The sequence below is a fragment of the Aliterella sp. E5.1 genome (assembly GCF_057473825.1).
Map to the genome: position 1 here is coordinate 1 of NZ_JBYCCV010000108.1, position 11,766 is coordinate 11,766.

Here is an 11,766-nt window from a genome sequence, read left to right on the forward strand (position 1 = left end):
ATTATCCGCAATATCGCCATCAATCTTGCTCGTTTCAGTGGCTATGATTCTCTGACCAAGGCAGAACGATTTCTTGCCCATGACATCGGCAAGCTATTTTTACTTCTAGAATGAATTATCCCTGGGGTAAACACCATAAGTAAGGAAGTATCTGCGAAACATAAGCTGGACAGTGTATGAATACGAACTTAAGAAGTACAGGGTTATCAAGTCATCCGAAATTTACATAAACCTAGTGTACGTTCCTTTAGCATTTGGGAGCAAAGCAGCAACAACATTTTTGATGTCAATACCTCAATTTACACCACAACTGAGCAATATACTGCTAACCGCTTATGGTACAAGCAAAATCCATTTACAGGTTCACAAAGTACATTAAATCTCCTGCGTAAATAGCAAGCTAAATAGGTAAAGCCATCAGAAATTCCTACTAAAAATGGATTCATGCAAGAGGCTTATTCCACCTTTCAATGAGCATATGTATGAAAGAAATTTATATCAGTACCGATGTTGAAACCGATGGGTCAATTTCTGGCATTAATTCGATGCTCAGTTTTGGTTCTGCTGCTTATTTACCTGACAAAACGCTGGTCAGTACATTTTCCGTAAATTTGGAAACATTGCCTGAAGCTAAGAGCGACCCGAAAACAATGGACTGGTGGAAAACGCAGCCCCAAGCGTGGATAGCGTGTAGAAAAAATCTCCAGTCCCGTGAAATAGCTATGCCCAAATACTTGCAATGGGTTGAATCTATCCCCGGCGCACCCGTTTTTGTTGCTTACCCAGCCACCTTTGACTTTATGTTTATTTACTGGTATTTAATCCGATTCACAAGTAAAAGTCCTTTCTCCCATTCTGCATTGGACATCAAAACCTTAGCAATGCCATTGCTAAAAATTGGTTATCGAGACGCAACCAAGCGCCGAATGCCGCGTCACTGGTTTGATGATTTGCCTCATACACATTTAGCGTTGGATGATGCAATTGAACAAGGCTCCTTGTTCAATTGCAATATGTGGCAAGAGTTACACAAAGAACCGTAATTACAAAAACAGTAAAGAAAGTATTAGATTGCCGTCAGCTTGACTCAAAAGTAAACAGCCGTCGGCATCGCTGAAAAATAGGATAAGTTATGGATTTTGAACGCAGAAAGGTCAAAAAGCTACACTCTCAGAGAATCATTTTGGAAATCGATGTAATTGGCGATGATGTTGATCTGGTTAAATGCCAGCAGATAACGGACAATCTAACGGCTTTAATTCCCGCTCATTTGTTAGCCAACCAGTGCGTTGGAGTCACCTATAGCAAAACTTCGGTACAATCATTGCCGCAGAGGACTTATAACCAGGTGCAATTGCCGCCGCTAGAGATGAGAGTAAAAGTTATAGGCAGCAGAAGATAATGTACGAATACCATATTCAAGTCATGGCTACGAACTTGGTAGAAGCATCTTTAGCCACAGAGAAACGGGAAGTTGAAAACTTTGGGTTCTAAGCAATCAACTAATAATTTGGGCAAAAAAGAAGTTCCTGTTGATGGGCGAGTACAGCAAGAGTCACAGCAAAAAACCGCGTAAAGCATTCTACAGAAATTGCAGTAGCCAAGAAACTAGAACCAGTTATCTAGCTCCTACTTTGTCATAAAAAGAGAGAACTAACCATGCTAGAAAAAATGTTTACCAAACAAAAAAGCCTAGAGGAATTGCAGCATCTTTTCAAGCACTACGGGCAGGTGTATCCGCAAGCAAAACAACAAGGACAGATAGTCTTGCGATATTACCTCAAGAAGTTGAACCATCAAATTCAAACTCTGCAATTTTGCTCCAAGCATCGATAGATTTTGTTTTCAATCAATTATGAAGCTCAAGTGCAGTAAAAGCCTAGGGGGTAGTAGGAAGGACACGATGAAATATGGGAGTATTGAGTGAGATGAATAGCTGTTTAAATCTACGCCAGAAACATCAACGAATTAACGTTAAACTACTTTACTTTGAGGCAGAGAGTATTCTATGGCTACCCAAAAGACGGAATCAATAGTAAGTCTTGTTATTCATTCAAATCAAACTGGTTCTCAAATTAATACAAGCAGTGGACAAGTGCTAAAAGAATTTATTGATTCTGAGGATTATCAAACTAATCTCAAAACCGCAGAAGCATGGCTGTTGGAACATGGGTTTGTTCATGTAGGTGATAGCGATTATGCCAAATATGACCCCCTAATGACTGGTGACACCTCGCAGAGTACCTATGAATAGAACAGTTACAAGGTTACAAGGTACTTTAATTTTTTCTGGCTCCCCATCAGACTGACCTATTAGTAAGACTGGATTAGAGACTCAATTTAAAACAAAGCAATTGTCTTAATCTATCTGCCTTAAATAATGGTTTAAGGCAGATATAGCAAGGTTCTAGCAGGAAAGTTTAACGCTGGTTAGACGCTGCTGGCATGGCTACTTATTTGCTCCGTGCTTGCTGATAAAAACGTTCAACGTTCTGAACATATTTGGCAGTTTGACCGCTAGTACAGCTTGTAGGATTACCTGTCATCCACCAACAAGCTGTACGACGCACTGCCGTAGTTTCATTCTTGTTACTAGCTGCATACTGCTTTGGTAGCTCTCGACGCACAATACAGCTAACGATACTCCTTGCTACTCCTGGGCTGCTTTCCAGTTGTTTTGGTGTAATTTCCCGGCCAAGGCATTGCTTAGACCAGCTAGGGATAATCCCTGGTGTAATTTGCCACTGGCTGTATAGTCCATCGTCTTGAACGCCTGTTTTTGGTGCGGCTTGGCGCAGTGCATCAACCATTGCTTCAACTTGAGGCTTGCTTACCTGCTGTGCTTCAACAGGCAGCGTCCAGAGTGCCAAGCTTATAAGTAACCCCTTGAGTAACAATCGTCCCATCATTTTTTCCTTTAGCTCTAAATGAAACTTCAGACGCTTAACAGTTCGTAATGTTTCCTGGCTCTCAAATGTATTACCACTTGTATCAGCTTTATACATATGAAAATAATCATTGCAGCAACGTTGTTATTGCCCTTACTGAAGCTTGCACCCCTAGCACTAGCAAGGAGTAGGGCTGGTGGAATAGACTTTGGCTCGAATGGCACGCTCGATAAGCGAAAGTATTTCTCCAAGCCCCTGTAAATTGAAGCGTGAAGCTGCTTACTTTCCCCAGTGGGGTACGCCCCATTAGGCTAAACGATTCAAGCAATCACTTGAACGCTCGTTATAACTACGCATCCGCCAGAAACTACTTGAGCGGAGATTCGTCGTAGTGTGCCAGCAGGTCAGCGATATCTTGGTAGATGGCAATGCAACCTGCCTGACGTAGGTTTTCTGCGGAAAAACCACCAGAAAGTACACCAATCGTGCGTAGATTTGCTTTACCTGCTGCTTCTGCGTCATAGGGTGTATCGCCTACCACAATGACATTATTGGGAGCAATGCCACCTAACTTATCCAGCGTAACCAAGAAGAGATCCGGATCTGGCTTAGACGATTTCACCTCAGTAGTAGTGGTTGCAGCATCGATCAGATCTTCAACATTCAGGATCTGTTTGTAGGTTGCTAAATCGTCTTTTGTAGCCGAGGAAGCAAGAGCAAGGAGTTTGCCGTCTGCTTTGATTGCCATGAATAACTCACGCACTTGAGGAAAAGCTTTGATCCGGGAATGATATTCGTTCTTGTAAAGTTCCCTGCGGTAATCTCGCATCCGTTCACCGAAACTGGGACTTTGACCATCCTCTGATTGGTGAAGTTCTTCCAGGGAGAAAAAGACTGGCATTAACTTGTCACTCCCTTTACCGATCTGGAGGCGTATTTGCTCATAAGGAATCTGATGACCAAAGTGAGTAAAGGTTCTTTGCCATGACTGCGCGTGAAAGTCAACAGTATCAACCAGTGTTCCGTCGATGTCGAAAATTACAGCTTCGATCACAAATTGCTTGCCCTGATGTCAAGGAATAAAACGTTAATGTATATTGCAGCAGAATTAACAGCAGAAATGTTCTTCCGCAAGATAGGTAGAGTAGTGAGGGAGGGCAAAGGAAAATGTATCCAAAAATAACTTGAAAGTAGGACGAGCCTAGATTGTAAGCGGAGAATTCATCGTGGCTTAACGCGCGTGCCATTCTAATCAGAGGCGGCAATGATAGATTTTGAGCAAGCAAGACTACTTTACCTCAACACGATTAACTCTGCTAAAATTAGCGCTCAGGAAAAAAGTGAGGTACGGGTAAAGTTGGAAACTGTTGAGCAGAATTTGTTACTACTGAAGTCCTAGCAATGAGTAAAGGCACTGCTTTAGAACCCGCCCCAACGAGATTTTACGCTCCATCCGGGCTATTTGCTGAGGTTGAATTGCAACAACTAAGCGCTGAATATTTAGGCGAAGTCATCGTCTCCCCTGGTGGCAGCTTTCGGTATCGGGTGATTTCAGGTCCACTCTGTCGGTTGTACTGGGAGCGAGGTGAACCCCAACCGAATATCAACGAATCAGCGTATTCTCGCAACTCTAGCGGCAAAGGCTGGAAGCGATCGCATCCTAATTTCCTTTCCTATCAAATAGCCGACGGTAGCTTTGTTACAGTGCGGTGGCAGTTGCCAACACAGCAAAGCAGTAAATCTGTTACGGCAAATCTAGTAGCCGCTTAAAATTGATAAATAAGACTATAGTTCTGCTGAGGAGAGAAAAATGATTGACTCAGAAATACTAGAAAAACTGCAAAGCTTTTCAATCGAAGACCGGATTAGTGTCATTGAGGCAATTTTGGGATCGTTAAAAAATGACATTAATCAAAACGATTCTCCTCAACCATTCACTACAAATCACCGACAACGTCCTGCTTTTGGATTTATGAAAGGCACAGGTAAAATTTTAGGTGATGTAGTCACACCCATTCTGCCTGAAAATACATGGGAGGTTTTGCAATAAAACTCCTGCTTGACACTCACATTTGGCTCTGGTACGCTCTTGGCGCTCCTCAACTTTCAAATAACCTTCAATCAACTATCGCAAGACGCTACAGAACTTTGGCTCAGTCCAATTAGTATCTGGGAGGTTCTTCTGTTGGCGGAAAAGGGGCGTATCTCACTACAATTGGATACCGCTACTTGGATTGACCAATCTCTAAAATCCTTAGCAATTTGCGAAGCGCCTCTTAATCACCAGATCGCACTCTTGAGTCGCCAAATTGACCTACCTCACCAAGACCCTGCTGATAGATTCATTGCTGCTACAGCCGTTCACTATCAACTGCAACTAGCTACTGTTGATACCCGGCTGACCAATGCTGCCTGGTTACTAACCATCAGCTAAGGCGTTAACTGATTATATTTACCGCATATACTCGTTAATCTTTTTCTAAGTAGCCCAAATCCTAACATCCACACCCGCTAGTCACCACTGGCGGGTTTTGTTTTACCCATGCTAGGACACAAAATGCTTAATTTAACCAGCCACTCGCTCAATCCAAAAGATGTGCCAACTTTGCAGCAACTAGAGATCCATCTGCGGAACCTAAGCCAAGACAAAAAAGCTTCATTAGCGATTGCTGCCCTTTACGAAGCAACAGAACCAGAAACAGTATGCTTCGTCGATTACGTTTGCGACGTTTGCCCCAAATTCAACAAATCAATTGCCTTACTCCAAGACCTATCCCACTCAGGACTCCTAGCCGTTGCTAGAGCCATAACGGAGGAACTAGCGGTACTAGAGCAGTTGCAGGGGGTAGGCAGATGAAGCCTCAGTTGTGTCCCTTTTGTGGCAGTCGAGTGTTTTTGATAGACAGCGCCAAAGTTTTCGGCTGTAGCTATGGATTCATTTACCTTTGTGATTCTTACCCTAAAAAGGAATTTCAATGGCACAGGAAGTCCGCGATTTGCTACAGAGCCGTTATGTGCAAAGTAGCGCAGCGATTGAACGTATTCGCCAGCGCTCTACAACTTTGCCACTTCAAGCTGCCAGTCAACTGTGAGATTGGAAAGAGCAAGGGCGACCCTAATGGTGATTGATACGATGGTATTTGCCTACGCGCTATTAAGGGTAGAAGGTCAGTACAACTAAGCAATTACAGCTTTAGAAACAGCAGAACAAATTATTGTGCCAGATTCGTTATTTTCCGAATTAGGCAATGAAGTGCCGCAGGAAAAGCAAAAGAGAGAGTGAGGATTTCACAGCATTTATCATATAAATGCACCACAACGAGCAAAACAGCCAAAAGTATCTTTTTTAGTGACATCATTAATACTGTAATGCTGTGAGTTATCGTTCGCTCCAGTGCTTGACAGGTACGGGCAGTATGAGAGCGTAAAAACTGCCTAACCTTCGACCAACAAGGGGTCAATTGAAGGCAAAGTATTTATCTGTTTCACGAAATCTGCACTTTTTCTCATCACAATATACCTGGATGCAATAGAAAGAGGTTAAACCTCTGCATAAAGTTGTAGCTCGTGCATTTTGCAGCCAACGAAGATTGAATTATCAAGTTGTAGAAGCGTTACTATGAAACAAACAAGTAGCTGGGAAAAATATTTAGTACCAATAACACCTTTTTTATTAGCAACCTTAGCTTTTGTTACGCCTACTGTACCCATGATGAATGCAAGCGAACTTCAAAATCGGGCATTTTATCGCTCAAAAAGTGCCTTGGCTGCCGAAATAGCACAAAACTCGGATAACTGCCAGCAAGTCATCGCTAAAAGAGGCTTGTATGTCCGAGAAAAACCCACAGTTTACAGTAATGCGGTTGGTATCATTGCCTATAGGCGGAATGTAGAAGTTACAGGCACGGTTACGAATAACTGGCTGCCTATTTCTGCTCCTTTGAAGGGATATGTTTATGCAGAGTGGATTGGTAACTGTCAAGCAGCATCTCCACCACCTAGCAATTGCCGTCGAGTTGTGGCAGAAAAAGGAATTGCTGCTCGGCAAGAACCTGCTAGTGATAGTAAGGTACTTGGTTACATTTCTAGCGGTCGCAGAGTCATAATAACAGGTCAAGGAACGAATGGTTGGGTACCAATTTCAATTCCTTTTCAGGGATATGTACCATCAGATCAACTGGTTTACTGTCGGAATTTTCCTGGCTAGCTTGCTGGTAGTTAAGGGAATCACTGATAGATTAAAGGCAAATAATGTTACGTCGCAAACAATTGGGGAGCAACTACAGCAGAAGAGTAAGCAGTTGCTCGATTGAGCAAAGCAAATTTTTCAAGCAAGGGGACAACTAATTGAGCAAGTAGCCTCTAATGCTCAGGGGGCAGCTTCAGAAATTACTACCGAAGCAATTATCGCTGCTGTAGATCGGGCAATTAGTGTAATTCAAATTGCTAGTCAAGAAGTTAGAGAACGGCAAATACCCACCGAAAATGTGTTGCTGGAAGTTAGCGTCAAAATTATGGGAGCCGTTGAATTAAAGATTAATGCAGATGTTGCCCCGGAGCGACAAGCAAGCGAAGTTAAAGATAATAACCAGCCACGATCGCCATCTTCATTTTAGGACAAACCCGAACAGGAATGAAGTATTACTGGCGATCGCGCAACTAAGACAATAAATGAGATCGCTTAAGTTTAGTTGCATTTAAAGACGCAATTTTCTTAGCTTGCTGTTCGCTCTTGCTCCATAAAATTTTGATTGTGCTACACAAGAACTAATGCATTGGCGGCTTCTAGTGCAGTTGTAGCAAACGTTATAGCAAGATTTTTAGTTAAATCTAAGCGAACTAACAGAAAGTCTCCCCGAAATTTCCACTATTTAAGTTTAATTTCAAAATATCACCAATTAGCACATTGAGATTGAAGTTAAAAGGTTAAACTTGCCTTTTAACTTCACTTCATAAACAAATTTTTAGATTGTTGAAGAGTTTGTTTTTCTATGCGAATTGGGGGAGTAAAACAATGTTTGCTGTATTCAAGGGCAGTTTCTTATTAGGGCGATCGCTGCTAAAAACTAATCCAAATTAACTTATGACTATGCGATTTTTCTCTGGACAACAGACTTTTCTTCTCCCCTTAATTGCTGCTTCCCTTAGTATTGCCTCTTGTACTGGCAGTAGTAACAACAATAGTGAGAATGTCTCTCTAGTTGGTGCTGGAGCAAGCTTTTCCGCTCCTTTATACCAGCGTTAGACATCAGTTTACAGCCAAAAAACTCCTAATGTCCGACTTAGCTATCAGTCTGTTGGTAGTGGTGCAGGAGTATAACGGTTTACTAAAGGGACAGTAGATTTTGCCGTTAGTGATGTCGCAATTACTCCCAAAGAAGCCGCCCAAGTAGAACCGGGGTGCGATTTAGGCAAAATTACTAACTGGAATGACCCCAGAATTGCTAAAGCCAATCCCAACGTAAACTTAAACTTGCCCAATTTACCAATCAGAGTTGTTTACCGCGCTGATGGTAGCGGTACTACGGCAGTCTTTACCCAACATTTGAGTGCTATTAGTTCTGAGTGGAAAAGCAAAATCGGCTCTGACAAAACTGTGGATTGGGTAACAGGCATTGGTGGTAAGGGTAACGAAGGTATTACTGCTTTAATTAACCAAACTCAAGGCAGTATTGGCTATGTAGAGTATGGTTATGCTACCCAAAACAATTTACCTGTAGCAGCTTTAGAAAATCAATCAGGCAATTTTATTGTCCCGACACTAGAATCCGCCGCTAGAACATTAGAAGCAGTAGAATTGCCCGCTAACTTGATTGCTTTTATTACCGATCCTATAGGCGAACAGTCTTACCCAATAAAGTACAAGCTGCTGCTGAAAAGATTGCTGATTAACTCCAGTAACTAAATAAGTGAAGTTTGCCGCCGCCGACTAGAAATAGTTGCGTCTTCTTAAGTCGAATTATTCTTAAGGATGTAATTTTTTTGCCTCGCTGGCTCTTACTCTCGCAATTGAACAAAATTCAAAATACTTAGAGTTCTAAATTCTTACGAGATAACTCCCGAATCTCATAACGCAAAGCTGTAATTTCAGTATGTAGTAATTCTATAGATTTAGCCCCCACTATTTCTGCCTCCTCGTCCTCCGCATCGCGACCGATAAAAAATGTGGCGATCGCTGCTGTCAAGTAACCAAATACGGCGAAAGCATACAGCGACAAAAAAAAGCAAAGCACTCGCCCTTCAGCCGTCTGGGGCCAGTATTCCGAACCCATAGTTGTCATCAGCATCGCCGTCCACCAAAGTGCCGCGCCGTAGTCATTTAGACCGCGTCCATCAGGCATATTGCTTTCAAACGTATACATCCCGGCGGCTCCAACTAAGGTAATCACCAGTGTTGTGGTTACAACGTAACCGAAGCCGCGACGACCTAAACTAGCACTAATCGCCCGCATCCCCCGATTCGTGCGTGTAATTACTCTTAGTAACCTGATGCCACGAGCAGCCCGTGCAGTATTTAGCACCCGTAAAACGCGCGCAAACCTAAATAGGCGCAGTGCTGGTAGTGGGAGGGAAATAACTGTTAGCCAGTTGCGTTGGAGATAGGCAAGCTTCTGTGGAGCTAAGGTAAATTCAAGGATAAAGTCAAGAATAAAAATTATCCAAATAACCGTACCAATTGCTTGGAGTAAGGGAGTTAAGCCCCAGATTAACTCGACGACAAACAGCGCCAACCAGACGAACCCAAGCAGGAGCATTGGTGTTTCTAGCCAATCTTCCAACTGTTGTAAAATTTCTTCTCGTTCTCGATTAAGTACCTGCTTCTCTGCGGCTTTCATCTAGCGATGCTTGTTTTTCTTTTAGCAATCATAGCTTCTCTTTGTCATTTTAAATCCATGAGCAAGGGAGTTTTTACAATCGAATTAGAAAAAACTCCCTTGCTGGTAAGAGTGGGAAGTATTTTGCCCATGTAGGAAGGACAACAACAGCAATACCATTTCTTTAAACAAGTTCATTGCGCTACGATTAAAAATCGAACTTGTGGGATTTTATCGTTGAGAAGAGGTGATCGCAGGTTCGTATTCCAGCGACTCACTGCGCTTCTGGGCAATGTAGCTTAAAATAACTCCGTAAATAACCTTACTGGTAATATCTGCAACGGTGTAGATAATTTGTCGCCCCACTACACCCCAACCCGAAAACCAAAGGACTGGCATTAAGTAGGCAATGGGGTAAAGCGACCAAGTAATCAAGATATACCAACGGAGATTCTTCATTGATGCTTCTAGATTGTCTGGGTCTTTGGGCATATTGCGAGACTCCTTGCCCAGCATCCGCCAAACTACAGCTAAGACATAGATGTAAAACACTGTACTGATTGCACCCCAGATCCAAAACGGAGTAGGATTTGTCACCTCATAGAACTGTCCGATGTATCCTGTGTAAATCATCAACAGCCCCCCAATGACAAACTGAGTACCCTAGGAAAAAGCCTGCTTCCGTGTCAAACCAAGTACCACCGTCAACTGAATTAATAGCATTGGTACGTCAATTGACCAATTCATGTAGCGAAAGCCATTGGAGAAAGCATCGGTGGTGGGTCGCCACAGACCATCGCTATAAACAAATGCAGACCGCCAATCTAGCGATAGCTGCAACAGTTCGAGAAAAGCCGATACCATGACGACCGCGGACAATACGGAGGATAGACGATAACGGGGAGCAATGTTGTTGAGGGTGGCGAGAAAGTAAACAAGTCCGGCAGCCTGTGCTGCATATCCTAGTGTTAAAACGTGCCCGACAATGCCATGCTGGAATGGCGTGTAGTTCAATAAGTTCTCAAAATTGATGCCTGGAGATACTCTAATGGCATCCGGCGGCAGGGGACTTTGAGCTTGAGCTAAGATTGGCACTGCTATAGCAATTAACACCGCAGACACCACTGCCAGGGAAATTAGCTTTTTGATTAAGGGCATTCTCGAGCTCCTACTAATGATTTGAGGTTAATTAAGTTCGAGTAAGACTTACGGTAGACAAGACAATAAACGCATCTTAAAAACAAAAAGTGGAAAACTCGTGAATACTCAAAACCATTTTTAACAATACTACTTAAAAATTATCTACTACCGTTGAAAGATGATTTAAAAGGAAGGAGTACATAGATTTCTAATTAATGAGCAGCCAATCTCATTGTCATCAAGACAGGCTACCTGCTCTAAAATATAAAGGCTACTCATGTCAATTCCGGCAATTTTTCAGCTATACTTTTCCCGTCTTTCTTGGCAGCACTGGGAAGGTTACTTCACTAAACAACTACTAAAACACTTAGGTATAGCACTTTCAACGTTACTTCCCACCGTAGGGCTTTTAAGCCCTGCTCTAGCCGCTAAACAAATTTATATTAATTACTCAGCTTTACAGCGCTCAATTTCTGTTGACGCTTTAGAAACCTATGCTAAGGAAGGCAAAGTTGAGGATGAATTAGCCGCTTATGTGCGGTATCTCAATTCCCAACAGCTAGCGCAACTACGCCGCGTGCTATTAACGCCGATTAATTTAGGTTCCGTAGAGGTGTCGCAGTTTCTTTACACGCCGATTGGAGAAACTTTACTACAAAGATTAGGAACAGTAATTCAGACTGAAACTGGTCAACCTGGGTTTTATGCCCTACGTGCAGCATTAATTTTGGCAGCCGCAGATCCTCAAGGTTTGACGTTGCTAAATGTATTGCGTAAATTCCCTACTAATGGTGTCATACTAAGTTGCGGTCAGAGGTAGTATTTGAAGATGAGGGAAGAAAGTCATTGAACGCAGGCGCTCACTATTAGAAGAAAGTTCAAGTAAGCCTTGGCAAAGTACATCTTCTACCTGTTCAAGGGAT

At 42.6% G+C, this 11,766-nt stretch carries 13 protein-coding genes and 3 pseudogenes; 12 read left to right on the top strand and 4 right to left on the bottom strand.

Features of this window, described 5'->3' with window-relative positions:
- Positions 1 to 482 precede the first annotated feature (482 nt).
- The 4 genes from AC2VE5_RS21255 to AC2VE5_RS21270 all read left to right on the top strand — a co-directional run bounded on the left by AC2VE5_RS21255 (position 483) and on the right by AC2VE5_RS21270 (position 2,254).
- The gene (locus tag AC2VE5_RS21255) at positions 483 to 1,043 is read left to right on the top strand and encodes an exonuclease (protein ID WP_486889678.1); all 561 of its coding nucleotides are present in this window, start codon (positions 483 to 485) and stop codon (positions 1,041 to 1,043) included.
- Between the two features lie 89 nt (positions 1,044 to 1,132).
- Positions 1,133 to 1,402, top strand: a complete 270-nt coding sequence (locus AC2VE5_RS21260) for a hypothetical protein (RefSeq protein ID WP_486889679.1) — start codon at positions 1,133 to 1,135, stop codon at positions 1,400 to 1,402.
- A gap of 257 nt (positions 1,403 to 1,659) precedes the next feature.
- Positions 1,660 to 1,836 carry a hypothetical protein gene (locus AC2VE5_RS21265; protein ID WP_486889680.1) on the top strand — a complete coding sequence of 59 codons (177 nt, stop codon included), beginning with the start codon at positions 1,660 to 1,662 and terminating at the stop codon, positions 1,834 to 1,836.
- A 172-nt stretch (positions 1,837 to 2,008) separates the two neighbouring features.
- Positions 2,009 to 2,254 carry a hypothetical protein gene (locus tag AC2VE5_RS21270; RefSeq protein WP_486889681.1) on the top strand — a complete coding sequence of 82 codons (246 nt, stop codon included), beginning with the start codon at positions 2,009 to 2,011 and terminating at the stop codon, positions 2,252 to 2,254.
- A gap of 199 nt (positions 2,255 to 2,453) precedes the next feature.
- On the opposite strand, the gene AC2VE5_RS21275 is transcribed toward AC2VE5_RS21270, so the two are convergent.
- Positions 2,454 to 2,909, bottom strand: coding sequence for a hypothetical protein (locus tag AC2VE5_RS21275; RefSeq protein WP_486889682.1), 456 nt, complete (start codon positions 2,907 to 2,909; stop codon positions 2,454 to 2,456).
- A gap of 346 nt (positions 2,910 to 3,255) precedes the next feature.
- On the bottom strand, positions 3,256 to 3,942 hold the full coding sequence (locus AC2VE5_RS21280) for an HAD family hydrolase (protein ID WP_486889684.1): 687 nt from the start codon (positions 3,940 to 3,942) through the stop codon (positions 3,256 to 3,258).
- A 347-nt stretch (positions 3,943 to 4,289) separates the two neighbouring features.
- Here AC2VE5_RS21280 and AC2VE5_RS21285 point away from each other — a divergent pair, with 347 nt between their 5' ends.
- From AC2VE5_RS21285 to AC2VE5_RS21315, 7 genes and pseudogenes are all read left to right on the top strand, one after another.
- The gene (locus tag AC2VE5_RS21285; protein ID WP_486889685.1) at positions 4,290 to 4,658 is read left to right on the top strand and encodes a hypothetical protein; all 369 of its coding nucleotides are present in this window, start codon (positions 4,290 to 4,292) and stop codon (positions 4,656 to 4,658) included.
- A gap of 40 nt (positions 4,659 to 4,698) precedes the next feature.
- Positions 4,699 to 4,938 (top strand): hypothetical protein, encoded by a 240-nt coding sequence (locus tag AC2VE5_RS21290; protein ID WP_486889686.1) that lies wholly within the window; start codon positions 4,699 to 4,701, stop codon positions 4,936 to 4,938.
- Positions 4,935 to 5,322 (top strand): annotated as a pseudogene (locus AC2VE5_RS21295) (type II toxin-antitoxin system VapC family toxin). Before AC2VE5_RS21290 ends, AC2VE5_RS21295 begins: the two are co-directional and overlap by 4 nt.
- A 123-nt stretch (positions 5,323 to 5,445) precedes the next feature.
- The gene (locus AC2VE5_RS21300; protein WP_486889687.1) at positions 5,446 to 5,745 is read left to right on the top strand and encodes a hypothetical protein; all 300 of its coding nucleotides are present in this window, start codon (positions 5,446 to 5,448) and stop codon (positions 5,743 to 5,745) included.
- Positions 5,746 to 6,507: 762 nt separating this feature from the next.
- On the top strand, positions 6,508 to 7,095 hold the full coding sequence (locus AC2VE5_RS21305) for an SH3 domain-containing protein (RefSeq protein WP_486889688.1): 588 nt from the start codon (positions 6,508 to 6,510) through the stop codon (positions 7,093 to 7,095).
- Positions 7,096 to 7,375: 280 nt separating this feature from the next.
- Positions 7,376 to 7,504, top strand: coding sequence for a hypothetical protein (locus tag AC2VE5_RS21310; protein WP_486889689.1), 129 nt, complete (start codon positions 7,376 to 7,378; stop codon positions 7,502 to 7,504).
- Positions 7,505 to 7,971: 467 nt separating this feature from the next.
- Positions 7,972 to 8,745: pseudogene (locus tag AC2VE5_RS21315) on the top strand (extracellular solute-binding protein); the annotation flags it as partial.
- Between the two features lie 172 nt (positions 8,746 to 8,917).
- Here AC2VE5_RS21315 and AC2VE5_RS21320 read toward each other — a convergent pair.
- Positions 8,918 to 9,724, bottom strand: a complete 807-nt coding sequence (locus AC2VE5_RS21320) for an ion transporter (RefSeq protein WP_486889690.1) — start codon at positions 9,722 to 9,724, stop codon at positions 8,918 to 8,920.
- Positions 9,725 to 9,934: 210 nt separating this feature from the next.
- Positions 9,935 to 10,861 (bottom strand): annotated as a pseudogene (locus AC2VE5_RS21325) (bacteriorhodopsin).
- A gap of 259 nt (positions 10,862 to 11,120) precedes the next feature.
- Here AC2VE5_RS21325 and AC2VE5_RS21330 point away from each other — a divergent pair.
- Positions 11,121 to 11,663 (top strand): alpha/beta hydrolase, encoded by a 543-nt coding sequence (locus AC2VE5_RS21330; protein WP_486889691.1) that lies wholly within the window; start codon positions 11,121 to 11,123, stop codon positions 11,661 to 11,663.
- The last annotated feature ends 103 nt before the right edge of the window (positions 11,664 to 11,766 follow it).

Excerpts from the sequence above, each read along its gene's own strand:
- AC2VE5_RS21255 (WP_486889678.1), top strand. The coding sequence starts at position 483 with ATGAAAGAAATTTATATCAGTACCGATGTTGAAACCGATGGGTCAATT.
- AC2VE5_RS21260 (WP_486889679.1), top strand. The coding sequence starts at position 1,133 with ATGGATTTTGAACGCAGAAAGGTCAAAAAGCTACACTCTCAGAGAATC.
- AC2VE5_RS21265 (WP_486889680.1), top strand. The coding sequence starts at position 1,660 with ATGCTAGAAAAAATGTTTACCAAACAAAAAAGCCTAGAGGAATTGCAG.
- AC2VE5_RS21270 (WP_486889681.1), top strand. The coding sequence starts at position 2,009 with ATGGCTACCCAAAAGACGGAATCAATAGTAAGTCTTGTTATTCATTCA.
- AC2VE5_RS21275 (WP_486889682.1), bottom strand. The coding sequence starts at position 2,909 with ATGATGGGACGATTGTTACTCAAGGGGTTACTTATAAGCTTGGCACTC.
- AC2VE5_RS21285 (WP_486889685.1), top strand. The coding sequence starts at position 4,290 with ATGAGTAAAGGCACTGCTTTAGAACCCGCCCCAACGAGATTTTACGCT.
- AC2VE5_RS21290 (WP_486889686.1), top strand. The coding sequence starts at position 4,699 with ATGATTGACTCAGAAATACTAGAAAAACTGCAAAGCTTTTCAATCGAA.
- AC2VE5_RS21300 (WP_486889687.1), top strand. The coding sequence starts at position 5,446 with ATGCTTAATTTAACCAGCCACTCGCTCAATCCAAAAGATGTGCCAACT.
- AC2VE5_RS21305 (WP_486889688.1), top strand. The coding sequence starts at position 6,508 with ATGAAACAAACAAGTAGCTGGGAAAAATATTTAGTACCAATAACACCT.
- AC2VE5_RS21320 (WP_486889690.1), bottom strand. The coding sequence starts at position 9,724 with ATGAAAGCCGCAGAGAAGCAGGTACTTAATCGAGAACGAGAAGAAATT.
- AC2VE5_RS21330 (WP_486889691.1), top strand. The coding sequence starts at position 11,121 with ATGTCAATTCCGGCAATTTTTCAGCTATACTTTTCCCGTCTTTCTTGG.